Below are 22,189 nucleotides of genomic sequence, written 5' to 3' on the forward strand. Positions count from 1 at the left end.
GGCTCACACGGTAGACGGCGGCAGCGGCAACGGCAGCCCGGGTAGTCCGTCCAGGCTGGTGGCCACGTGGTCCTTCTTGCGGAAGTACTCGCTCAGCGAGGCGTCGTCCTCCCGTGCGAAGCGCTTTCCGTGCAGATCGCGGTCCGTGTCGTACGACATGAAGGGCACCGCGTATCCGCAGGTGTCCCGGACGAGTTCGGCGTGTACGACGATGATCGCGCGCAGGCCGTGCTGGGTCGGGTCGATGTCGGGGAAACGGGTGAGCAGTTCCTTGAACCGGGGGTCGTCGCGGAAGACCGGCTCGCCCCGGCCGTGCACCCGCACGATGTTCGGCGGGCCCTGGAAGGCGCACCACATCAGGGTGATCCGCCCGTTCTCCCGCAGGTGGGCGATGGTCTCCGCGTTGGAACCGGCGAAGTCGAGATACGCCACCGTGTGCTCGTCGAGCACCGCGAAGGAGCCCTTGAGGCCCTTGGGGGAGAGGTTGACCGTGCCGTCGCCGGAGAGCGGGGCGGTCGCGGTGAAGAAGAGGGGTTGTTCCTCGATGAACGTGCGGAGCCTGCCGTCTATGCGCTCATAGGTCTTTCCCATGGCCAACGATTATCCGTGGATTTCCTTCGGCTGTCTAAGGAATGCGCGATCACACAGCCACGGCTCCGCCGCGGCCGCCCCGGCCGGCGCTCACTCGGGGCGGCCACGGCTGCCCGTCACCTCACTTGTTGAGGGTGCAGGCGGCCAGGGAACCGAGGTTGGTCGGCTTGGTCCCCTTGCGGCCGATGGAGATGGCGATCCGGTCGATGGTGGAGGCGCGCTTGTCCTTCAGCGGTCCGAGGATGGCGTTGTTCACGAAGTTCGGACCGCCCTGGCCCACCGTGTCCACCAGGCGCTTGTTGGCCTCCTGGATCTGCGTCTGCAGCAGGGTGAGGTTGCGGTCCACCTCGGCCTGCGCGGACGCCGGGATCGCCGGGAGCTGCGACTTCACGTCGGGGCAGCTGATGGTGCCGGCCGCGCCGGAGCCGGCGGCGCCCGTCTCGCCGCCCGCCTGCTGGGTGGCCGCCGCGGTCGGGGTCGCCGTCGCGGCGTTGTTCCCGGCGTTCGCGTTGGCGCCGCCCGCGTTCAGGGTGCACGGCGCGAGGGAGTCCAGGCCGGTCGGCTTGGCCGCCGTACGCCCGATCGCCGTCGCGATGCGGTTGATGGTGGACACGCGCTTGTCCTTCAGCGGGCCGAGGATGGCGTTGTTCACGAAGTTCGGACCGCCCTGGCCCACCGTGTCCACCAGGCGCTTGTTGGCCTCCTGGATCTGCGTCTGGAGCAGCGTGAGGTTGCGGTCGACCTCGGCCTTCGCGGTGGCCGGGATCGCGGGCAGCTGCGAGGCGACGTCCGGGCAGGTGATGGTGCCGGGGCTGGCGAGGGTGCGGGCGTTCGTGGTGCTGCTGTCGCTCTTGTCGGGCGTCCCGGCGAGGGCGGAGCCCGCGATGACCGCGCCGGACAGGGCCACGGCGGCGGCGCCGCCGATGATCGCCACGCGACGCTGGTTGTACTTCGGAAGAGCCCTGGACATGCGGATGCCTCACTTGGGTCAGGAGTGGGTTTACAAACGCGGCGCCAGCGTTCGGTGGTCAGTACGCGAAAGCGGTTTCATTTGTTCAACGCGTCCGGTGATCTTTTGCAGATTGACGAATCATGCAGAGTTCTGCATACTCATGCATATCAGCGAATGCAGTGTGAGGAGAACCCCGTGGCCGAGCGCGTCGTACTCGCCTACTCGGGCGGCCTGGACACCTCCGTCGCCATCGGCTGGATCGCCGAGGAGACGGGCGCCGAGGTCATCGCCGTCGCGGTCGACGTCGGCCAGGGCGGCGAGGACCTCGACGTCATCCGCAAGCGCGCCCTCGCCTGCGGCGCGGTCGAGGCCGAGGTCGCCGACGCCAGGGACGAGTTCGCCGACGAGTACTGCCTCCCGGCGATCAAGGCCAACGCCCTCTACATGGACCGCTACCCGCTGGTCTCCGCGCTGTCCCGTCCGACGATCGTCAAGCACCTCGTCGCCGCCGCCCAGAAGCACGGGGCCACCACGGTCGCCCACGGCTGCACCGGCAAGGGCAACGACCAGGTCCGCTTCGAGGCCGGCATCGTCGCCCTCGCCCCCGGCCTCAAGTGCATCGCCCCGGTCCGCGACTACGCGATGACCCGCGACAAGGCCATCGCGTTCTGCGAGGACAAGAACCTCCCGATCGCCACCACCAAGAAGTCCCCCTACTCCATCGACCAGAACGTCTTCGGGCGCGCGGTCGAGACGGGCTTCCTGGAGGACATCTGGAACGCCCCGATCGAGGACATCTACGAGTACACCTCCGACCCGGCCGAGCCCCGCGAGGCCGACGAGGTGGTCATCACCTTCAAGGAAGGCGTCCCGGTCGCCCTCGACGGCAAGCCGGTCACCGTCCTTCAGGCCATCCAGCAGCTCAACGAGCGAGCCGGACGGCAGGGCATCGGCCGGATCGACATGGTCGAGGACCGGCTCGTGGGCATCAAGTCCCGCGAGGTGTACGAGGCTCCGGGCGCCATCGCCCTGATCACCGCCCACCAGGAGCTGGAGAACGTCACCGTCGAGCGCGAACTCGCCCGCTACAAGCGGCAGGTCGAGCAGCGCTGGGGCGAACTGGTCTACGACGGCCAGTGGTTCTCCCCGCTCAAGCACGCCCTGGACGGCTTCATCAACGAGGCCAACCAGCACGTCAACGGCGACATCCGGATGACCCTGCACGGCGGTCGCGCGGTCGTCACCGGCCGGCGCTCCGAGTCTTCGCTGTACGACTTCAACCTCGCCACCTACGACACCGGCGACACCTTCGACCAGGCCGCCGCCAAGGGCTTCATCGACATCTACAGTCTGTCGTCGAAGATCGCGGCGCAGCGGCAGTCGCGGGCGTAGCCCGACGCGACCCCGCCGAGGCGCCCGGTCACCCCCACCCGCACCAGCCTGGCAACCGCCTCCCCACACACGCGGTGGGGAGGCGGCTCATCCACACCTCCGAGGAGCAACGCAAGTGAGCAGCAACAGCGGTGACGTACGGCTCTGGGGCGGCCGATTCGCCGACGGTCCCGCCGAAGCCCTGGCGAAGCTGTCCGCGTCCGTCCACTTCGACTGGCGGCTCGCGCCCTACGACATCGCCGGTTCACGCGCCCACGCGCGCGTGCTGCACAAGGCGGGGCTGCTCACGCAGGACGAGCTGACCCGGATGCTCGCGGGGCTGGACCGGCTCGAAGCGGACGTGGCCGACGGCTCCTTCGTCGGCACCATCGCCGACGAGGACGTCCACACCGCCCTGGAGCGCGGCCTGCTGGAGCGCCTCGGTCCCGACCTCGGGGGCAAGCTGCGCGCGGGCCGCTCCCGCAACGACCAGGTCGCCACCCTCTTCCGGATGTACCTGCGGGACCACGCCCGGATCATCGGCGGCCTGATTGCCGACCTCCAGGACGCGCTGATCGGGCTGGCCGAGGCCCACCCGGACGTGGCGATGCCCGGCCGCACCCACCTCCAGCACGCCCAGCCGGTGCTCTTCGCCCACCACGTCCTGGCCCATGTGCAGTCCCTGTCCCGGGACGCCGAGCGGCTGCGCCAGTGGGACGAGCGGACGGCTGTGTCGCCGTACGGCTCGGGTGCCCTGGCGGGCTCCTCCCTCGGCCTCGATCCGGAGGCGGTGGCCAAGGACCTCGGCTTCGAGCACGGCAGCGTCGGCAACTCCATCGACGGCACGGCGTCCCGGGACTTCGTCGCCGAGTTCGCCTTCATCACCGCGATGATCGGCGTGAACCTCTCCCGGATCGCCGAGGAGATCATCATCTGGAACACGAAGGAGTTCTCCTTCGTGACCCTGCACGACGCGTTCTCCACGGGCTCGTCGATCATGCCGCAGAAGAAGAACCCGGACATCGCGGAACTGGCGCGCGGCAAGAGCGGCCGTCTCATCGGCAACCTCACCGGGCTCATGGCCACCCTCAAGGCCCTGCCCCTCGCCTACAACCGCGACCTCCAGGAGGACAAGGAGCCGGTCTTCGACTCCTGCGACCAGCTGGAGGTGCTGCTGCCCGCCTTCACCGGCATGATCGCCACCCTCACCGTCAACCGTGAGCGCATGGAGGAACTGGCCCCGGCCGGCTTCTCCCTCGCCACCGACATCGCGGAGTGGCTGGTCAAGCAGGGCGTGCCCTTCCGGGTCGCGCACGAAGTGGCCGGCGAGTGCGTGAAGGTCGCCGAGGCCGAGGGCAAGGAACTGGACGAGCTGACGGACGAGCAGTTCGCCAAGATCAGCGCCCACCTCACCCCCGACGTCCGCTCGGTCCTCAACGTCCCCGGCGCCCTGGCCTCCCGCAACGGCCGCGGCGGCACGGCACCCACCGCCGTCGCCGTCCAGCTCACCGAGGTCAAGGCGGACGTGGCGACCCAGCACGGATGGGCGAACGCGAAGAACCGGTAGCGGTCGCCCCCAGCCGCCGGCTGCCCGGTGCCGCGTGGCGACGACCCCGCGTGCGCGTGGTCCGCGGTGTGAGGGTGGTCGCGGCGGCCCGGGCGGGATGGCGTTCGGCCGGGGTCTGGCGTCCGGTCGGACTTCCGCTTGGCGACGACGCCGCGTGCGGGCGGTCTGTGGCGTGACGGTGGCCCCGGCGGCCCGAGCCGAATGGAGTCCGCCCGGGCGCCCGCGTGGCGACCACCCCGCGTCCGACTGGTCCGCCGGTGCCGTGACGGCGGCCCGGCTGTCGGCGTGGTCGGCGGCCGATCGGCGTGTGTGGGAGCGGTGCGCGTTTCGTCGCCACCGCGCGGGTTAGGTTGATGGCAGCCGTCAGGAGCCGACCGAACCGGAGCCCGCGATGCCCTTCGCCCGACTGGCCTCAGCAACGACCCCGACCTGCCACATCGGACTCGGTCTGGCCGCCGTCGGCCGTCCCGGCTACATCAACCTCGGCCGCGAGCAGGACCTCCCGGCCGACCGGACCGTCGAGGCCCTGCGCGAGCGCACCCACGAGCTCCTGGACGCCGCCTACGCCCAGGGCGTCCGCTACTTCGACGTGGCCCGTTCCTACGGCCGCTCCGAGGAGTTCCTCGCCGGCTGGCTGGGCGCCCGCCCGGACGTGGACGACGTCGTCGTGGGCAGCAAGTGGGGCTACACCTACACCGCGGACTGGTCCACCGACGCCGAGAAGCACGAGGTCAAGGACCACGGCCTCGCCACCTACGAGCGGCAGCGCGCCGAGACCGCCGAGCTGCTCGGCGACCGGCTCGACCTCTACCAGATCCACTCGGTGACCCCGGACAGCCCCGCCCTCACCGACAAGGAGCTGCACGCCAGGCTGGCCGAGGCCGCCGCACAGGGCCTCACCGTCGGCTTCTCCACCAGCGGCCCCGCCCAGGCGGACGCCATCCGCGCCGCCCTCGCCGTGACCGTCGACGGCGAGCCCCTCTTCCGTACCGTCCAGTCGACGTACAACGCGCTGGAGACCTCCGCCGCCCCCGCGCTCGCCGAGGCGCACGACGCCGGGCTCACGGTGATCGTCAAGGAGGGCATGGCCAACGGGCGGCTCGCCGAACCGCACGCCCCCGAGGCGCTGAAGGCCGTGGCGGCGGAGACGGGCCTGGGCTGCGACGCGGTCGCCCTGGCGCTGATCCTGCGCCTGCCCTGGGCCGGGGTCGTCCTGTCCGGTGCCGCCACCCTGAACCAGCTCGCCTCCAACCTGCACGCCGCCGTCGTGGACCTCGACGAGGACCAGCTCGCCCGCCTCGCCGCGCTCGTCGAGGAGCCGCGGACGTACTGGGAGCGGCGCGGGCAGCTTCCCTGGCACTGACACAGCCGCGGTCCGGTCAAGAAACCGACCGCCGTGAGGCACGCATGCCCATTGTGAGACATCAATGTCTCATATGGAGTACACTCGTCTCATGGCTGTCGACCGTGACCATGTGCTGCGCAGCGCAGCCGCCCTGCTGACCCGCAGATCCACCGCGACCATGGACGAGGTCGCCAAGGCCGCCGGGATCAGCCGGGCCACCCTGCACCGCCTCTTCGCCGGGCGCGACGCGCTCGTACGGGCGCTGGAGGCGCTCGGCATCGAGGAGTGCGACGCCGCGCTGGACGGCGCACGGCTCGACGAGGGCCCGGCCCAGGAAGCCCTGCGCCGGTTCGTGAAAGAGATCGAACCGGCCGCCGGACTGCTCGCCTTCCTCTACACCGAGAACCAGCTCTTCGAGGGCGAGGAGCAGCACGAGGGCTGGTCCCGGATCGACGACCGCGTCTCCGCCCTGTTCCGGCGCGGCCAGATGAGCGGCGAGTTCCGCATCGACCTCACCCCGGCCTGGCTGACCGAGGCCCTCTTCGGCCTGCTGGCCTCCGGTGTCTGGGTCGTACAGAGCGGCAAGGGCGCCCCGAAGGACTTCCACCACATGATCGTCGAGCTGGTGCTCGGCGGCGCGCTACGGAGAGAGGAATCATGACCAGCACCCTGCGGCCGGCGTTCGTGACGCGGGAGACGGAGAAGCGCCCGGGCCGCTGGCTCGCGCTCTCGGTCCTCGTGCTCGCCGTGCTGCTGGTGGCCGTGGACGCCACCGTCCTCGGCCTCGCCACCCCGTACCTCAGCGAGGACCTGAAGCCCACCGGCACCCAGCTGCTGTGGATCGGTGACGTCTACTCCTTCGTCATCGCCGGTCTGCTGGTCTCCATGGGCAGCCTCGGCGACCGGATCGGCCGCAAGCGGATCCTGCTCGGCGGCGCGACCGCGTTCGGCGCGATATCCGTCCTCAACGCCTACGCCACCACACCGGAGCTGATGATCCTGGCGCGGGCGCTGCTCGGCGTCGCGGGCGCCACCCTGATGCCCGCCACCCTCGCCCTGATCCGCAACCTCTTCCACGACCCGCGCGAGCGCAGCCTCGCCGTCGGCGTCTGGGGCGCCACCGCCTCCGCGGGCACGGCCGTCGGCCCCATCACGGGCGGCTTCCTGCTGGAGCACTTCTGGTGGGGCTCGGTCTTCCTGATCAACCTGCCCGTGATGGCGGTCCTGGTCCTGGTCGGCATCCGGCTGCTGCCGGAGTCCCGCAACCCCAGCCCCGGCCCTTGGGACCTGAGCAGCGTCGTCCTGTCCCTGGTCGGCATGATCGCCCTCGTGTACGCGGTGAAGGAGGCCGCCACCCACGGCCTCACGTGGGAGACGCTCGCCGCGGGCGTGCTCGGCACGGCGGCCCTGTACGGATTCGTCCGCCGCCAGCTGACGCTTCCGACCCCGCTGCTGGACATGCGCCTGTTCCGTAACCGGGGCTTCAGCGGTGCCGTCCTGGCCGACCTGCTCACCGTCCTCGGCATGTCCGGGCTGGTGTTCTTCCTCTCGCAGTACCTGCAACTCGTCCAGGGCAGGCACCCGTTCGAGGCGGGGCTGGCGGAACTGCCCGCCGCCGTCGGCGCGGTGGCGGCCGGTCTGGTCGCCGGCCGCGCGGCCCGGCGCTTCTCGGTACGCGCCGTGGTCTCCGGCGGTCTCGCCGCCGTGGGCCTCGCCCTGGCCGCGCTGACGACCCTGAGCCAGTCGACCGGCTACCCGGTCCTCGGCGCCGCCCTGCTGGTCGTCGGCGTCGGCGCGGGCTTCTCCTTCACCGTCACCGCCGACGTCATCCTCGCCGGGGTCCCCAAGGAAGAGGCGGGCGCCGCCTCCGCGGTCTCCGAAACGGCGTACGAACTCGGCGCCGCCCTCGGTATCGCCCTGCTCGGCTCGATCCTGACGGCCGCGTACCGCGACTTCACCGGCCCGTCCGGCACGCCCGAGGCAGCCCACGAATCACTGGGTGCGGCGACGGAGGCGGCGGCAACCCTGCCCACACCCACCTCCGCGACCCTCCTGGACGCGGCCCGCGAGGCCTTCGTCCACGGCCTCCACCTCGCCTCGGGCACGGGCGCGGCGGTCCTGCTGGCGACGGCGGTGGGAGCGTGGTTCCTGCTGAAGGGGCAGCGCCTTGAAGGCACTGCCCCGCACGGCGATTAGGCCGCCTTGGCCTTGGTGGCGTACATGTCCACGTACTCCTGACCCGACAGCCGCATGACCTCGGCCATCACGGAATCGGTGACCGCCCGCAGCACATACCGATCCCGGTCCATCCCCTCGTACCGGGAGAACTCCATCGCCTCGCCGAAGCGGACGGTCACTCGGCCCGGCCGCGGAATCCCCCGGCCCCCGGGCTGCAACTTGTCCGTGCCGATCATCGCGAAGGGAACCACCGGCGCCCCCGTCATCAGAGTGAGCCGCGCGATCCCGGTACGGCCGCGGTACAGACGGCCGTCGGGCGACCGGGTGCCCTCGGGGTAGATACCGAAGATCCGCCCCTCCTCCAGGATCCGCCGGCCGGTCATCAGCGCGGCCACGCCCCCGCTCGCGCCGTCCCGGTCCACCGGGATCATGCCGACGCCGGTGAAGAACCACGCCATCAGCCGGCCCTTGAGGCCCTTGCCGGTGACGTACTCGTCCTTGCCGATGAAGAACACCTGCCGCTTGGTCACCAGCGGCAGCACGATCGAGTCGATGAAGGTGAGATGGTTGCCGGCCAGGATGACCGGGCCGTCGCCCGGGATGTGCTCCACGCCCTCCACCTGTGGGCGGAACATCAGGCGCATGATCGGTCCGAGCACTGCCTTGATGAGCGCGAAGCGGGACAACGGGTCCTCCGATGTCAAAGGGTCGGTATGTGTATGTGCAGGTGAGGACGATACTCGCGGCCCCCCGCGAAGCGCACATCGGGTACGTCCGGTTCACCGAGGTCTTACGCACTGTTGACGTTGGTTTACCTGCGGTACCGCCTCGACGGCCGTCCGTAACGCCGCCGCGACGATGTGACGTACCTCGCCGGAGGCCTTACAGGCCGCGTACCCGGGGTGCCGGGACCGAAGCCGACGGATCGTCACATCTTGCCTCGCATACGCCATCCGGCGTCACCCACCTGTTCGGACCAAGGTCTCCCGCGAGTCATGTCCACGCCCCTACCATCGGCGCGCACCGACGGGCGGAACGGCAGGAGGGCCCTCATGGAAACCCGGGACTCGAACGAGCGGGACGCGAACGGCACCGGACGGCGGGCGCTGCTCGGCGCCGCGATGCTCGGCGCGGGCGGAGCGGTGCTCGGGCTGCCCGGCGCGGCCAGAGCCACGGAGCCCGGCGCGGCCGGGCACGGGGGCGGGGGTCTGAAGAGCCTGCCCGTGCCGACGATCATCGGGCACCGGGGTGCCAGCGGCTACCGGCCCGAGCACACCTTCGGCTCGTACCAGCTGGCCCTCGACCTGGGCGCCGACGTCGTCGAGGCGGGCGACCTGGTGCCCACCAAGGACGGTCACCTCGTCTGCCGCCACGAGCCCGAGATCGGCGGCACCACGGACGTGGCCTCCCACCCCGAGTTCGCCGACCGCAAGGCCACCAAGGTCCTGGACGGGGTCTCCACCACCGGCTGGTTCACCGAGGACTTCACGCTCGCCGAGCTGAAGACCCTGCGAGCGGTCGAGCGCATCCCGGCCAACCGCCCGCACAACACCCTCTACAACGGCCGGTGGGAGATCCCCACCTTCGAAGAGGTCCTGAAGTGGCAGGACGAGCAGACCCGCAAGCGCGGCAGGCAGGTGTGGATCTACCCGGAGACCAAGCACCCCACCTACTTCCGCAAGCTCGGCCTGGGCCTGGAGGAGCGGGTCGCCAAGCTGCTGCGCAAGTACGGAAAGGACAGGCGCGACTCGCCGGTCATCCTGCAGTCCTTCGAGCCGAGCAGCATCCGGCGTCTGAACACGCTGGTCGACAACCCCCTGGTCGTCCTGCTCTCCGCGGCGACCAGCCGCCCCTGGGACTTCGTCGAGGCGGGCGACCCGCGCACGGTCGCCGACCTCGTCACGCCCAAGGGCCTCAGGGAGATCGCCGGTTACGCGCAGGGCATCGGCCCGACCCTGGACCTGGTCATCCCCAAGGACGCGAACGGCAGCCTCACCACGCCCACCACCCTGGTCAAGGACGCCCACGCGGTCGGCCTGATCCTGCACCCGTACACCATGCGCAACGAGAACCCCTTCCTGCCGGCCGAGTTCCGCAAGGGCACCGACGCCGACGGCTACGGCGACGCCTTCGGCGCGTTCCGGACGTACTTCGCGACCGGCATCGACGGCGTGTTCACCGACAACGCGGACACGGGAGTGCTCGCCCGCGCGGACTTCGTCAACCGCTGACCCGCACGGCACCCGTTCGAGGGGACTGACGGCCGCCCCGGCAACCTGCCCAGGGGCGGTCGCGTCGCTCCGCATATGACGCACAACCTGGTCGCCGCCCTGCGACCGTTCCTCACCGCCGAGGCCTCCGCCGAGGCATATGCCGCCGGAGCCGAACCGGGTGACCTGGAGCAGGCCGTCTGGCTGCGCCTGCTGGAGCGGCTGGAGACCGACGGACCGCCGCTCGACCCGCAGGGCTGGCTGCGCAAGGCCGTCCGCGCCGAGGCGCGCCGCAGCCGTCGTACCTCGCGTCACGAGCGGCCGTACGACACCGAGCCCGCCGACGACAGCGGTCGCGGCCCGGAGCAACTGGCCCTCGCCGCCGCCCGGCGCCGTACCCTGCGCGACGCGGTGCGCCGGCTGCCGGGCCGCTGTCCCCGGCTGATGGAGGCCCTGCTGTCCCCGGAGGACCTCACCTACCGGGAGATCGCGGGGGAGTTGGGTATCTCACAGGGCAGTCTCGGCCCGGAACGTTCCCGATGTCTTGGATGTCTGCGGCGAATGCTGGCACCGGAGGTTGCGGCCCGCGAAGTGCGGGGATAGGAGTGAGGGACGACCGGTGATCAGGTGAGCGGGAGGCGTGCGCACATGGGCATGAGCGTGACCATCTCGGTGGCGACCGAGCAGGATGCAGAGCAGATCTTCAGGCTCCAGTACCTGTGCTTCCAGAGCGAGGCGGCGCTGTACGGCAACTACCGCATCGACCCGCTCGTCCAGAGCCTCGACTCGGTCCGCCAGGAGGTCACCTCCGACTGCGTCTTCGTCGCGCGGCTGGGCGAGGAGGTGGTCGGCTCGGTGCGCGGCCGGATCACCGAGGACGGCGCGGCCTCCATCGGCAAGCTCTGCGTCCACCCGCGGCTGCAGGGCCACGGCATCGGCGCCCGGCTGCTGCGCGCGGCGGAGGCGACCCTGGCGGAGGAGCGCGGGGCCACCAAGTTCCGCCTGCACACCGGCCACCGCAGCGAGGGCAACCTCCGCCTGTACCGCCGGGTCGGCTACCAGACGGTGGGCACGTCCGAGGGTGCGGACGGCGTACCGATGATCGTCCTGGAGAAGCCGGCGGGGGCCTACGCGACTACGGCGTGACCGTGCGCGACTTCCGCAGCCAGTACAGGGCCGAGAGCGGCAGGAGTACGGGGATGAAGACGTACCCCATGCCGTAGTCGGACCACACGGTCGCCTCCGGGAAGGCCGACGGTTCGACCAGGGTCCACGTACCGACGACCAGCACACCCGCGAGTTCGGCGGCGCAGCACACCTGCGCCGCCCTGCGGGCCGTTTCGCCGCCGCGCACCAGCGTGTACGTGATGAATCCGTACACCACGCCCGCCACCGCCGACAGCGTGTACGCGAGCGGCGCCCGGTCGAAGTCGGTCGCGATCTGGTAGGCGGAGCGGGAGACGGCACCGACGACCATCACGCCGTAGAACCAGACGAGCAGCATCCCCGGCCCGCTGATGAGCCGCGTTCTCGGGGGCTTGTCCTGCGCGGTGGTCATCTCACCCTCCCCAGATGTCGTAGAGCCGCACTTCGAGCACCGCCAGCACCACACCGCCGGCGGCGACGGTCACCGAACCCCAGCGCGTCCGCTCGGCCAGCGACATGAAGCCCGCCGCCGGGACGCACGCGAACGCGCCCAGCAGATACGCCACGAAGATCGTCGTCCCCTGCTCGGGCTTCTCGCCCCGCGCCAGCAGCACGATCCCCATCACCAACTGCACCACGGCCAGCAGCGACACCACGGCCATTCCGATGAAGTGCCAGTCCTTGGTCGGCTGGTCCCGGTAGGCGGCCCAGCCGCACCAGGCGGCGAGCAACAGCGCGGCGATCCCCGTCACCAGCGTCAGGGCAGTGAACATGCCGTGACCTTAATACGGGCCAAACGGCCCGAGGCGGTCGCCCCCGGTGTACGCCGTAGGGTCTAGACCATGACGATCCACGCACAAGCCCTTCTGTTCGACAACGACGGCACTCTCGTCTCCTCCCTCGACTCCGTGGAGCGCTGCTGGACGCGCTGGGCGGGGGAGTACGGGATCACGGCCGAGGCGTTCGGACGGGTAGAGCTGCACGGTCGGCCCGCGGCGGAGGTCGTCGCCGACCTGCTGCCCGCGCGGCTCGTGCCGGAGGCCGTCGCACGGGTCGAGCAACTGGAGGTGGAGGACGTACCGAACGGGGGTGTCCGCCTGCTCCCCGGCACGAAGGACCTCCTGGACTCGCTGCCCGCCGACTGCTGGGCCGTCGTCACCTCCGCCACCCGGCGGCTGGCCGAGGCGCGGCTGGACGCCGTCGGCATCCGGCCCAAGACGCTGATCGCCGCCGACGACATCACCCGCGGCAAGCCCGACCCCGAGCCCTATCTGCTCGCGGCCCGACGGCTGGGCGTCGACCCGGCCCGCTGCGTCGTCTTCGAGGACGCCCCGGCCGGGCTCCAGGCGGGCCGCGCGGCCGGGATGACCACCGTGGCATTGACCACAACCCACCCCGCGCACGAGCTGGTCGCCGACCTGGTGGCCGAGGACCTTTCGGCGCTGTCCGTACTGGTCACCCAGCAAGGAGTGGAGATATCCCCGCGCGGCTGACCCCTGTCCGCCGCTGTCCAGCATGCGGACAGCGGCGTCCTGTCAGGACCGTACGTCTGGTTTACTGATCGCATGACCACGACGAGCTGCCGCACCCTTGCGACCGAGGCGACCCCTGCGCCCGGTGCTCGTTGTCTGTGTCGCATGAACCGAATGTGCGCCTTCTAGAGGGCCCCCGCACCACCTGAGCCTCGCGCCCCGAAGCGAGCCGCCGTGGCATGTCCGCGCGCCGTCGTACGGCGCGTGTGACGGCCGCCCCGCGCACCTGTTCTCCCCGGTTCCATCGCCACCGCGAGAACCGTGCCGCGTCCCTGAACGAACGCACCCGTGCCCGGGCACACCCACGCCCGCGCACTCGACAGTGACGGAAACCCACGTGATCACCACATCGGGCCTCACCAAGGTCTACCGGTCCCGAGACCGCGAGGTCACCGCCCTCGACGGCGTCGACCTCCATGTCCGCGAAGGCGAGGTGTACGGCGTCATCGGGCAGTCCGGCGCCGGAAAGTCCTCGCTCATCCGCTGCGTCAACCTGCTGGAGCGTCCCACCGCCGGCACCGTCAACGTCGCCGGACAGGACCTCACCGCCCTCGCCGGGCGCGGACAGCGCGCCGGCCGGGAACTCCGCCGGGCCCGCAGCCGGATCGGCATGGTCTTCCAGCACTTCAACCTGCTGTCCTCGCGGACCGTCCAGGACAACGTCGAACTGCCGCTGGAGATCCTCGGCAAGTCGGGCAGGGACCGCTCCCGCAAGGCGCTCGAACTGCTCGACCTGGTCGGCCTCTCCGACCAGGCCAAGGCCTACCCCGCCCAGCTCTCCGGCGGTCAGAAGCAGCGCGTCGGCATCGCCCGCGCCCTGGCCGGCGACCCCAAGGTGCTGCTGTCCGACGAGGCCACCAGCGCCCTCGACCCGGAGACCACCCGCTCGATCCTGACGCTGCTGCGCGACCTGAACCGGCAGCTGGGCCTGACCGTCCTGCTCATCACCCACGAGATGGACGTCGTGAAGGCGGTCTGCGACTCCGCCGCGCTCATGGAGAAGGGCCGCATCGTCGAGTCCGGCACGGTCAGCGAACTGCTGGCCACCCCGGGCTCCGAGCTGGCCTCCGCGCTCTTCCCGGTGGCCGGCGAGGCCTCCGGCGCCGACCGCACCGTCCTGGACGTCACCTTCCAGGGCGAGGCCGCCACCCAGCCGGTCATCTCCCAGCTCTCGCGTACCTACAACATCGACATATCGATCCTCGGCGCCGCCATCGACACCGTCGGCGGCCTCCAGATCGGCCGTATGCGCATCGAACTGCCCGGCCGCTACGAGGACAACGTCGTGCCGATCGGCTTCCTGCGCGAGCAGGGCCTGCAGATCGACGTCCTGGGGCAGGAGCCCGCGCTGGTGAAGGAAGGTGCCAAGTGACCTGGTCCGAGATGCAGCCCCTGCTGTCCCAGGCGTGTTGGGACACGCTCTACATGGTCGGCTGGTCCACGCTGATCGCCGTCGTCGGCGGGCTTCCGCTCGGCGTCCTGCTCGTCCTCACGGACCGGGGCGGGCTGCTGCAGAACGTCGTCGCGAACAAGGTCGTCGGGCAGATCGTGAACGTCGCCCGCTCGATGCCGTTCATCATCCTGATGGTGGCGCTGATGGACTTCACGCGCTCGATCACCGGAACGACCATCGGCCGTGAGGCCGCCATCGTGCCGCTCGCCATCGGTGCCATCCCGTTCTTCGCCCGCCTGGTCGAGACGGCTGTCCGCGAAGTGGACGGCGGACTCGTCGAGGCCGTGCAGTCGATGGGCGGCAACACCTGGACGATCGTCCGCAAGGTGCTCGTACCGGAGTCCCTGCCGTCCCTGATCTCCAGCACCACGACCACGATCGTCGCGCTCATCGGCTACTCCGCGATGGCCGGCACGGTCGGCGCCGGCGGACTCGGCGACATCGCCATCCGCTACGGCTACCAGCGCTTCGAGACCCAGATGATGTGGATCACCGTGGCGATCCTCGCGGTCGTGATCTCCCTCATCCAGTTCGCCGGCGACTACGCGGCCCGTTCCCTGCACCACCGCGGCGGCCGCTCCGGGCCCGCGCCGAGGCTCCGCCTGCTGAAGGCCAAGGAGCCCGCGGCGGCCGACGTGAGCAAGGTCGCCTGAACTCCCTTCCCAGACTCCCCGCACACCCACAGCGGGGTCGCACCACCGTAAGGAAAGGCACTTTTCGTGCGTAACACCGCCAAGATCACCACCGCCGTCCTCGCCGCCGGAGCCCTCACCTTCGGGCTCACCGCCTGCGGCTCGGACAAGGACAGCTCCTCCTCCGGCGACTACAGCGGCCCGCTGGTCGTCGCCGCCAGCCCCACCCCGCACGCCGAGATCCTGAACTTCGTCAAGAAGAACCTGGCGAAGAAGGCGGGCCTGGACCTGGAGGTCAAGGAGTTCCAGGACTACATCGTGCCGAACACGGCGACCGAGGACGGCTCGGTGGACGCCAACTACTTCCAGAACCAGCCGTACCTGGACGACTTCAACAACAAGCGCGGCACCCACATCGTGCCCGTCGTCACGGTGCACCTGGAGCCGCTCGGCCTGTACTCCCACAAGGTCAAGAAGGCCGACGCCCTCAAGAGCGGTGCGACCATCGCCGTCCCCAACGACGCGGTGAACGAGGCGCGCGCGCTGAAGCTGCTCGCCGCCAACGGACTCATCACCCTCAAGGACGGCGCGGGCAACGCGGCAACCCCGCGGGACATCACCAAGAACCCCAAGAACCTCAAGTTCAAGGAGGTCGAGGCGGCTCAGACCCCGCGCTCCCTGGACGACGTGGACGCCGCGGTGGTCAACGGCAACTACGCCATATCCTCGGGCCTGAAGCCCGCCAAGGACGCCCTCGTCCTGGAGTCCGCGAAGAACAACCCGTACGGCAACTTCCTCGCGGTGAAGAAGGGCAACGAGAAGGACCCGCGGGTGAAGAAGCTCGCGAAGCTCCTGACCTCGCCCGAGGTGAAGAAGTTCATCGAGGACAAGTACCAGGGCTCGGTCATCGCCTCCTTCTGAGCCCGACGGCAAGGCTGACGGCGCGTACAGCGCGTAGCGCCACGCACGGGGTCCGCTCCCTCACATGGAGTGGACCCCGTTGTGCGGTTCAGTGCTTTCATGCTGCATGCTGGGCAGTTGAGCAGGCCCTGAAGGATCACCGACGGTTACGGAGCGGCGCATGACTAGCACCTTCCCCAACATCTCCATCAGCACGGAGCGGTTGGTGCTGCGTCCCCTCGACGAGGACGACGTGCCCGCCCTGGCCGCGATGATGAACGACGAGCAGGTCGGGGCCTGGACCGACGTACCCCAGCCGTTCACCGAGGACGCCGCCCGGCACTGGATCACCGAGTGGGCGCCCACCGAACGGACCGCCGGCCGCGGCATGGAACTCGCCGTCACCGAGTTCCTCACCCAGCGCCTGGTCGGCATCGTCCAGCTGACCAAGACCAACTGGCACATCCGGTCGACGGAACTGTCGTACATCATCGCCCCCTGGGCCCGCGGCGAGGGCTATGCCTCCGAATCCGCGCTCGCCACCGCCCAGTGGCTGCTCGGCGACCAGAAGTTCGAGCGCATCGAGATCCGCACCGCCGCCGACAACACCGCCTCCCAGCAGGTCGCCCAGAAGATCGGCTGCATCAGCGAGGGTGTGCTGCGCAACGCCTGCATAGCCCACGTCCGCACGGAGGACGGCACCTGGACGGACGTCCGTACCGACTTCATCGTGTGGAGCCTCCTCCCGGAGGACCTGGAGGGCGCGGGCGAGCAGCTCGCCGACAGCGATGGTTTCACGTCGTTCTCCGACTGGAACTGACGGGAACCGACCGGACGCGACCCACGGCGACACCGCCCACCGCGCGCCCGACAGCTCCGCCAGGTACCCTCGGAGCCCGCCTGCGGGCGCTCGGACCCTGACGACCTGCGAAAACCTGGAGACTGACGACGATGGCCGACCGGGTCACGGTGATCGGCTGGGACGGCTCGCCGCTGACCGACGCGGCACGTTCAGCACTGGGCGCCGCCACTCTCGTGGCGGGTGCGGCCCACCACCTGGCGCTCCCCGAGGTCCCGCCCCGCGCCGAGCGCATCCGCCTCGGCAGCCTCGCCCTGGCCGCCCGCCGCATCGCCGCCCACCGCGGCACCGCGGTCGTACTCGCCGACGGCGACCCCGGCTTCTTCGGCGTCGTACGGGCCCTGCGCGCACCCGAGTTCGGCCTCGAGGTCGAGGTCGTGCCCGCCGTCTCCGCCGTCGCCGCCGCCTTCGCCCGGGCCGGGATGCCCTGGGACGACGCCCAGGTGGTCGTCGCACACCGGCGCACCCTGCGACGCGCGGTGAATGTGTGCCGCGCCCACACCAAGGTCGCCGTCCTCACCTCACCCGGCGCCGGTCCCGCCGAACTCGGCCTGCTCCTGGAGGGCGTCCACCGCACCTTCGTCATCTGCGAGGAACTGGGCACCGATCGCGAGCAGGTCACCGTCGTCACCTCCGACAAGGCCGCCGACCACACCTGGCGCGACCCCAACGTCGTCATCGTCATCGGCGGCCCGGCGGGTCCGGTGGCCGCGGGCGACGGCTGGATCGCCGGCCGCGACCCGGGAATCGGCCCGCGCGGCTGGGTGCTGCCCGACGAGGCGTACGGCGGCGGCCTCGGCGAAGGCGAGACGAATCTGCTCCGCTCCGCCCAACTCGCCCGTCTGGGACCGCGCGTGGGCGACCTGGTGTGGGACATCGGCTGCGGCGGCGGTGCCTTCGCCACGGAGGCGGGGCGCGCGGGCGCCGCCGTCATCGCCGTCGACCGGGACCCGGAGGCCTGCGCCCGCACCGAGGCGGTCGCGCGCCGGTTCGGGGTGCAGATCCAGATCGTGCGCGGCACCGCCCCGCACGTCCTGGAGAACCTGCCCGAACCGGACGTGGTCCGCGTCGGCGGCGGGGGAGTGGCCGTGGTCTCCGCGGTCGCCGACCGGCGCCCGCAGCGCATCGTCGCCCACGCCGCCACCCGCGACGCCGCCGAACTGATCGGCCGGGACCTGACCGAGCACGGCTACCGGGTCGAGTGCGCCCTGCTGCAGTCCGTCGAACTCGACACGCGGGCCTGGAGGGAGACCGAACGGAGTGTCGCGTTCCTGCTCAGCGGGGTCTTGCCGGATCGCGCCCCGTGATCCTGTTGTCGTACCGCGCGCGGTAGGCTGGCCGATCGTTGTACCGCACCGGGTGGCCCGGAAATTCGTTCGCCAATGTCCGGAAAACACGCCCCCTTTGGGGCGGGTGTGGTACGGCAGAACCGGAGGACGCGCAACGTGGCGCAGTCCACAGCGGGCTGTCGCGGATCAAGCTGTCGCGACGGCGGCACGGCCGCGACAATGACACTGAATGGCTTTGTCGCCTTTTCCGGACGGGCCGTTCGTGCCGCTGGGCACGCACGCTCGTTCTTCACTACGGGGCGGTCGGTGCGCCGTTCCGGGTGAGCTGTTCGTAGGAGCACTAACCGATGGGCGAGGGGTACGCATGACGGACACCGGCCAGGTCCCGGGCGAGGGGCTGCCGGAGAGCGCGGGCATGGTGGAGCAGCCGGGCGTCTCCGCGCACGGCGCGTACACCTACCTCTCCGAGACCACCGCCGAGGACGAAGACCTGCTGCTGCCGGGCGCCCAGGGCGCGTGGGGCAACGAGGTGCCGCCGCCCGCTCCGGAGCCGGTCCTCGAGGCCGTCCACGAGCCGGGCCCGCACGAGACGGACGGCCGCGACAGCGGCTCCGTCGACCTCAGCGGCGTCCGCCTGCCCGACACGGGGCCCGTGTCCGTCCCGCCGTCCCCCATCCTCTCGGCCCCGCACGACCCGACGGCCACCTCGGTCCCGCGCCGTCCGCTGCACCTCGGCCCGCCGATCCCCGACGCCTCCGCCAGCCCGGTCCGCTCCCTCGCCGACCGCGGTCCCGCGGGCGCGCCCGTACGGCAGCCCGGTCCGTCGGCCACCGGCCCCGAGTACCTGGACGTCCAGCCGCTGCGCGACCTCGCCCCCCAGGGCGCGAGCCCCTGGGGCGCGGCGCAGACGGCGCCCGCGGCACAGGTGAGCCCTCAGGTCCCGGCCACCGAAACGGTCGTCCCGGCGACGGACCCGGGCACCGGTCCGTCGGATGCGGCCCAGGCCGCGGTGGCCCGGCTCGCCACGCAGGCCGCCACGGTGAGCGCCGTCGTGGAGACCGCCGCCGCCGCGCAGGTGGCGGCGCACGACACGGCCGCCGAGGCGGTCGAGCAGGAGCCTGACACCACCCAGGACATGACCGGGCACGGCGACAGCGCCCACGCCCCGGAAGCCGCTCCGGAGACCACGCCGGAACCCGAGGCCGTAGGCGCCGCCCCGGCACCCGAGAGAGCGCTCGCACCGGAGGAAACCCCAGCGGGCGCGGACGAGCAGGTGGCGGACGAGCCGGTTGCCGAGGCCGTAGAGACGGTGGAGACCCTGGAGGGCGCGGAGGCTGCGGAGGTCCCAGAGGTCGCGGAGGTCTCAGAGGCCGCACAGCCTCCGGTGGCCGCTCCGTCCGTGGAGCACGCCCAGGCCGACGCCGGACCCGCCCATGTCGCCGAGGCCGAGCAGGCTGTCGAGGTCGCCGAAGTGGCCGTAGTCGCCGAGGTCGCCGAAGTGGCCGAGACCGCTCCGGCTTCCGAAGCTCCCCAGGCCCCCGAGCCCGCCCAGGCCCCCGAGCCCGCCCAGGCCCCCGAGCCCGCCCAGGCACCCGAGGCCGCACCGGCAGCGGACGCCGGCCACCCCCAGGCAGAGCCTGCCGACGCAGACGCCCAGCCCGTCGCTCCCGCCCAGGAGCCCACCCCGGCCCCCGAGGCCGAGGTGCTTGCCGCGCCCGCCGACGACACCCCGCAGGCCCCCGCGCCCGCTCCCGTCCCGGTGGCTCCGGAAGCCGAGGCCGAGGCCGTCCAGGCCGACCCCGAAGCCGCACTCGCGCCCACACCCACCGGCGACACCACCGCCACGCAGATCCAGGGCCCGCAGCTCGGCCACGCCCAGGCCGAGGAGCACGGGCAGCCCGCCGTCCTCGTACCGGAGGACCGGCCGCAGGCCGACGAGGCGCAGCAGCTGCCCGACCAGGCGCACGCGGCGCCCCCGGCCCCGGAGCCGGTCGCCCCCGAGGCCCCCGCGCCGCACGCTCCGTCGCCCGAGCCCGACGCCGTACCGGCTGATTTCGTACCGGCCGAGGTCACCGCCGAGCAGCCCCCCGCAGACCCCGCACCCCCGCTGCCCGGCGGGATTCCGACGCAAGCGCAGCCGGACCACGCGCCGGGCCAGTTCGTGCCCGTGGACGGCTCGGTGCCGACCACCCCGCACCTGGCCCCGACCCCGCCGCAGCACCTCGTCGTCCCGCCGGACCAGCCGCAGGTCCCGCAGGAGCCCGTCGCCACGGTCCCCGCACCCCGAGGGGCCGACCCCGCGCCGGCGCACCCGGCCGAGGAGCCGCACCCCGACGTCGTACAGCACGCGGAGGACCTGGAGACCAGGGCCGCCGACCAGGAAGAGAGCACGGCCGCAGTGGCAGAAGCACGACAGTCCACCGGCCCGGCCGCGCCCGGCTACGACGACGCCGAGCGCGAGGCCGTGCTCAAGGTGATGCGCGAGCGCCGCGACATCCGCAACGGCTTCCGCAGCGACCCGATCCCGCACGAGGTGCTGCTCCGCGTCCTGGAGGCCGCCCACACCGCGCCGTCCGTAGGCCACTCGCAGCCCTGGGACTTCGTCGTCATCCGGTCCGCCGAGACCCGGCGCAGCATGCACGAACTGGCCATGCGCCAGCGCGACGCCTACGCCAAGTCCCTCCCCAAGGGCCGGGCGAAGCAGTTCAAGGAACTGAAGATCGAGGCCATCCTCGACACCCCGGTGAACATCGTCGTCACCGCCGACCCGACCCGCGGCGGACGCCACACCCTGGGCCGGCACACCCAGCCGCAGATGGCGCCGTACTCCGCCGCGCTCGCGGTGGAGAACCTGTGGCTCGCCGCCCGCGCCGAGGGCCTCGGCGTCGGCTGGGTCAGCTTCTTCGACGAGCGTGAGATGGTCCGTGCCCTCGGCCTGCCCGAGCACCTGGAGGTCATCGCCTACCTGTGCGTCGGGTACGTCGACGAGTTCCCGGACGAGCCCGAGCTGATGCAGGCCGGCTGGTCCAAGCGGCGCCCGCTGTCCTGGGTGGTGCACGAGGAGACGTACGGCCGTCGCGCGCTGCCCGGCGAGGACCCGCACGACCTGCTCGCCGAGACCGTCTCTCAGATCCGCCCGCTGGACGCCAAGGCGCTCGGTGAGGCCTGGGAGCGGCAGAAGCGGATGACCAAGCCGGCCGGCGCGCTCGGCATGCTGGAGATCATCTCCGCGCAGCTGTCCGGCCTGTCCCGGCAGTGCCCGCCGCCGATCCCGGAGCCCGCCGCCGTCGCCATCTTCGCCGGTGACCACGGCGTGCACGCCCAGGGCGTCACCCCCTGGCCGCAGGAGGTCACCGCGCAGATGGTGGCCAACTTCCTCGGCGGGGGAGCGGTCTGCAACGCCTTCGCGAGCCAGGTGGGCGCCGAGGTGTGCGTCGTCGACGTCGGCGTGGCCGCCGAGCTGCCCGCCACCCCCGGCCTGCTGCCCCGCAAGGTCCGCGCGGGCACCTCCGACATGACCGCCGGTCCCGCGATGACCCGCGAGGAGGCCAAGCAGGCCATCGAGGTGGGCATCGAAACCGCCCGCGACCTCGTGGCGGCCGGCAACAAGGCGCTGCTCACCGGTGAGATGGGCATCGCGAACACCACCGCGTCCGCCGCCCTGATCGCCGTCTACACGGGCGCCGAGCCGGCCGAGGTGACGGGCCGCGGCACCGGCATCAACGACGAGACGCTGGCCCGCAAGACCGAGGTGGTCCGCCGCGCCCTCGAACTCCACCAGCCGGACCCCGCCGACCCTATCGGCGTCCTCGCCGCGATCGGCGGCTTCGAGCACGCGGCCCTGGTCGGCCTGCTCCTCGGCGGCGCCTCCCTGCGGACGCCGGTGATCCTGGACGGCGTCAGCGCCGGTGCCGCCGCGCTGGTGGCCCGCGCGATCGCCCCCGAGGTACTCGCCGCCTGCATCGCGGGCCACCGCAGCGCCGAACCCGGCCATGTGGCCGCCCTCAACAAGCTCGGTCTGCGCCCCCTGGTCGACCTCGACCTCCGCCTGGGCGAGGGCACGGGCGCGCTGCTCGCCCTGCCGCTGGTGCAGAGCACGGCACGGGCGATGCACGAGGTGGCGACGTTCGACTCGGCGGGGGTAACCGAGAAGTAGGCGTCCCG

Annotated in this window: 20 protein-coding genes; 15 read left to right on the top strand and 5 right to left on the bottom strand. The window is 71.6% G+C overall.

The window, feature by feature from the left end; genetic code table 11:
• Positions 1-3: 3 nt before the first annotated feature.
• Together ACZ7L0_RS31955 and ACZ7L0_RS31960 are read right to left on the bottom strand one after the other, a co-directional pair.
• A complete protein-coding gene (locus ACZ7L0_RS31955; RefSeq protein ID WP_471246011.1) occupies positions 4-591 on the bottom strand; it encodes a pyridoxamine 5'-phosphate oxidase family protein in 588 nt (195 codons plus the stop codon).
• Positions 592-712: 121 nt separating this feature from the next.
• Positions 713-1,561, bottom strand: coding sequence for a hypothetical protein (locus tag ACZ7L0_RS31960; protein ID WP_471246012.1), 849 nt, complete (start codon positions 1,559-1,561; stop codon positions 713-715).
• A 177-nt stretch (positions 1,562-1,738) separates the two neighbouring features.
• Here ACZ7L0_RS31960 and ACZ7L0_RS31965 point away from each other — a divergent pair, with 177 nt between their 5' ends.
• The 5 genes from ACZ7L0_RS31965 (at position 1,739) to ACZ7L0_RS31985 (ending at position 8,022) form a co-directional block, all read left to right on the top strand.
• The gene (locus ACZ7L0_RS31965; RefSeq protein WP_471246013.1) at positions 1,739-2,935 is read left to right on the top strand and encodes an argininosuccinate synthase; all 1,197 of its coding nucleotides are present in this window, start codon (positions 1,739-1,741) and stop codon (positions 2,933-2,935) included.
• A gap of 115 nt (positions 2,936-3,050) precedes the next feature.
• A complete protein-coding gene (gene argH / locus ACZ7L0_RS31970) occupies positions 3,051-4,481 on the top strand; it encodes an argininosuccinate lyase (RefSeq protein WP_471246014.1) in 1,431 nt (476 codons plus the stop codon).
• Positions 4,482-4,872: 391 nt separating this feature from the next.
• Positions 4,873-5,844, top strand: a complete 972-nt coding sequence (locus tag ACZ7L0_RS31975) for an aldo/keto reductase (RefSeq protein ID WP_471246015.1) — start codon at positions 4,873-4,875, stop codon at positions 5,842-5,844.
• 91 nt (positions 5,845-5,935) lie between these two features.
• Positions 5,936-6,487 (top strand): TetR/AcrR family transcriptional regulator, encoded by a 552-nt coding sequence (locus tag ACZ7L0_RS31980; RefSeq protein WP_471246016.1) that lies wholly within the window; start codon positions 5,936-5,938, stop codon positions 6,485-6,487.
• Positions 6,484-8,022 (top strand): MFS transporter, encoded by a 1,539-nt coding sequence (locus tag ACZ7L0_RS31985; RefSeq protein WP_471246017.1) that lies wholly within the window; start codon positions 6,484-6,486, stop codon positions 8,020-8,022. Before ACZ7L0_RS31980 ends, ACZ7L0_RS31985 begins: the two co-directional genes overlap by 4 nt.
• On the opposite strand, the gene ACZ7L0_RS31990 is transcribed toward ACZ7L0_RS31985, so the two are convergent.
• Positions 8,019-8,690, bottom strand: a complete 672-nt coding sequence (locus ACZ7L0_RS31990) for a lysophospholipid acyltransferase family protein (protein ID WP_471246018.1) — start codon at positions 8,688-8,690, stop codon at positions 8,019-8,021. The genes ACZ7L0_RS31985 and ACZ7L0_RS31990 overlap by 4 nt on opposite strands.
• 366 nt (positions 8,691-9,056) lie before the next feature.
• Between ACZ7L0_RS31990 and ACZ7L0_RS31995 the strand changes: the two genes are divergently transcribed.
• The 3 genes from ACZ7L0_RS31995 to ACZ7L0_RS32005 all read left to right on the top strand — a co-directional run bounded on the left by ACZ7L0_RS31995 (position 9,057) and on the right by ACZ7L0_RS32005 (position 11,360).
• The gene (locus tag ACZ7L0_RS31995; RefSeq protein ID WP_471246019.1) at positions 9,057-10,235 is read left to right on the top strand and encodes a glycerophosphodiester phosphodiesterase; all 1,179 of its coding nucleotides are present in this window, start codon (positions 9,057-9,059) and stop codon (positions 10,233-10,235) included.
• Between the two features lie 75 nt (positions 10,236-10,310).
• Positions 10,311-10,817, top strand: coding sequence for an RNA polymerase sigma factor (locus ACZ7L0_RS32000; protein ID WP_471246020.1), 507 nt, complete (start codon positions 10,311-10,313; stop codon positions 10,815-10,817).
• Between the two features lie 45 nt (positions 10,818-10,862).
• A complete protein-coding gene (locus ACZ7L0_RS32005; protein WP_471246021.1) occupies positions 10,863-11,360 on the top strand; it encodes a GNAT family N-acetyltransferase in 498 nt (165 codons plus the stop codon).
• On the opposite strand, the gene ACZ7L0_RS32010 is transcribed toward ACZ7L0_RS32005, so the two are convergent.
• Together ACZ7L0_RS32010 and ACZ7L0_RS32015 are read right to left on the bottom strand one after the other, a co-directional pair.
• Entirely contained in the window at positions 11,350-11,772 is a 423-nt protein-coding gene (locus ACZ7L0_RS32010) for a hypothetical protein (protein WP_471246022.1), read from the bottom strand. The genes ACZ7L0_RS32005 and ACZ7L0_RS32010 overlap by 11 nt on opposite strands.
• 1 nt (position 11,773) lies before the next feature.
• A complete protein-coding gene (locus ACZ7L0_RS32015; RefSeq protein WP_471246023.1) occupies positions 11,774-12,133 on the bottom strand; it encodes a hypothetical protein in 360 nt (119 codons plus the stop codon).
• A gap of 69 nt (positions 12,134-12,202) precedes the next feature.
• Here ACZ7L0_RS32015 and ACZ7L0_RS32020 point away from each other — a divergent pair, with 69 nt between their 5' ends.
• The 7 genes from ACZ7L0_RS32020 to cobT all read left to right on the top strand — a co-directional run bounded on the left by ACZ7L0_RS32020 (position 12,203) and on the right by cobT (position 22,181).
• Positions 12,203-12,853, top strand: coding sequence for an HAD family hydrolase (locus ACZ7L0_RS32020; protein ID WP_471246024.1), 651 nt, complete (start codon positions 12,203-12,205; stop codon positions 12,851-12,853).
• Between the two features lie 376 nt (positions 12,854-13,229).
• Positions 13,230-14,264: a methionine ABC transporter ATP-binding protein gene (locus ACZ7L0_RS32025; protein WP_471246025.1), complete on the top strand. Its 1,035-nt coding sequence runs from the start codon at positions 13,230-13,232 to the stop codon at positions 14,262-14,264.
• Positions 14,261-14,998 carry a methionine ABC transporter permease gene (locus ACZ7L0_RS32030; RefSeq protein ID WP_471246026.1) on the top strand — a complete coding sequence of 246 codons (738 nt, stop codon included), beginning with the start codon at positions 14,261-14,263 and terminating at the stop codon, positions 14,996-14,998. Before ACZ7L0_RS32025 ends, ACZ7L0_RS32030 begins: the two co-directional genes overlap by 4 nt.
• 66 nt (positions 14,999-15,064) lie before the next feature.
• A complete protein-coding gene (locus ACZ7L0_RS32035) occupies positions 15,065-15,898 on the top strand; it encodes a MetQ/NlpA family ABC transporter substrate-binding protein (RefSeq protein ID WP_471246027.1) in 834 nt (277 codons plus the stop codon).
• A 160-nt stretch (positions 15,899-16,058) separates the two neighbouring features.
• On the top strand, positions 16,059-16,697 hold the full coding sequence (locus tag ACZ7L0_RS32040) for a GNAT family N-acetyltransferase (RefSeq protein ID WP_471246028.1): 639 nt from the start codon (positions 16,059-16,061) through the stop codon (positions 16,695-16,697).
• Positions 16,698-16,828: 131 nt separating this feature from the next.
• Positions 16,829-18,043, top strand: a complete 1,215-nt coding sequence (gene cbiE, locus ACZ7L0_RS32045) for a precorrin-6y C5,15-methyltransferase (decarboxylating) subunit CbiE (protein ID WP_471246029.1) — start codon at positions 16,829-16,831, stop codon at positions 18,041-18,043.
• A 346-nt stretch (positions 18,044-18,389) separates the two neighbouring features.
• Positions 18,390-22,181 (top strand): nicotinate-nucleotide--dimethylbenzimidazole phosphoribosyltransferase, encoded by a 3,792-nt coding sequence (gene cobT, locus ACZ7L0_RS32050; RefSeq protein ID WP_471246030.1) that lies wholly within the window; start codon positions 18,390-18,392, stop codon positions 22,179-22,181.
• The last annotated feature ends 8 nt before the right edge of the window (positions 22,182-22,189 follow it).

The organism is Streptomyces sp. NPDC039424 (assembly GCF_055639495.1).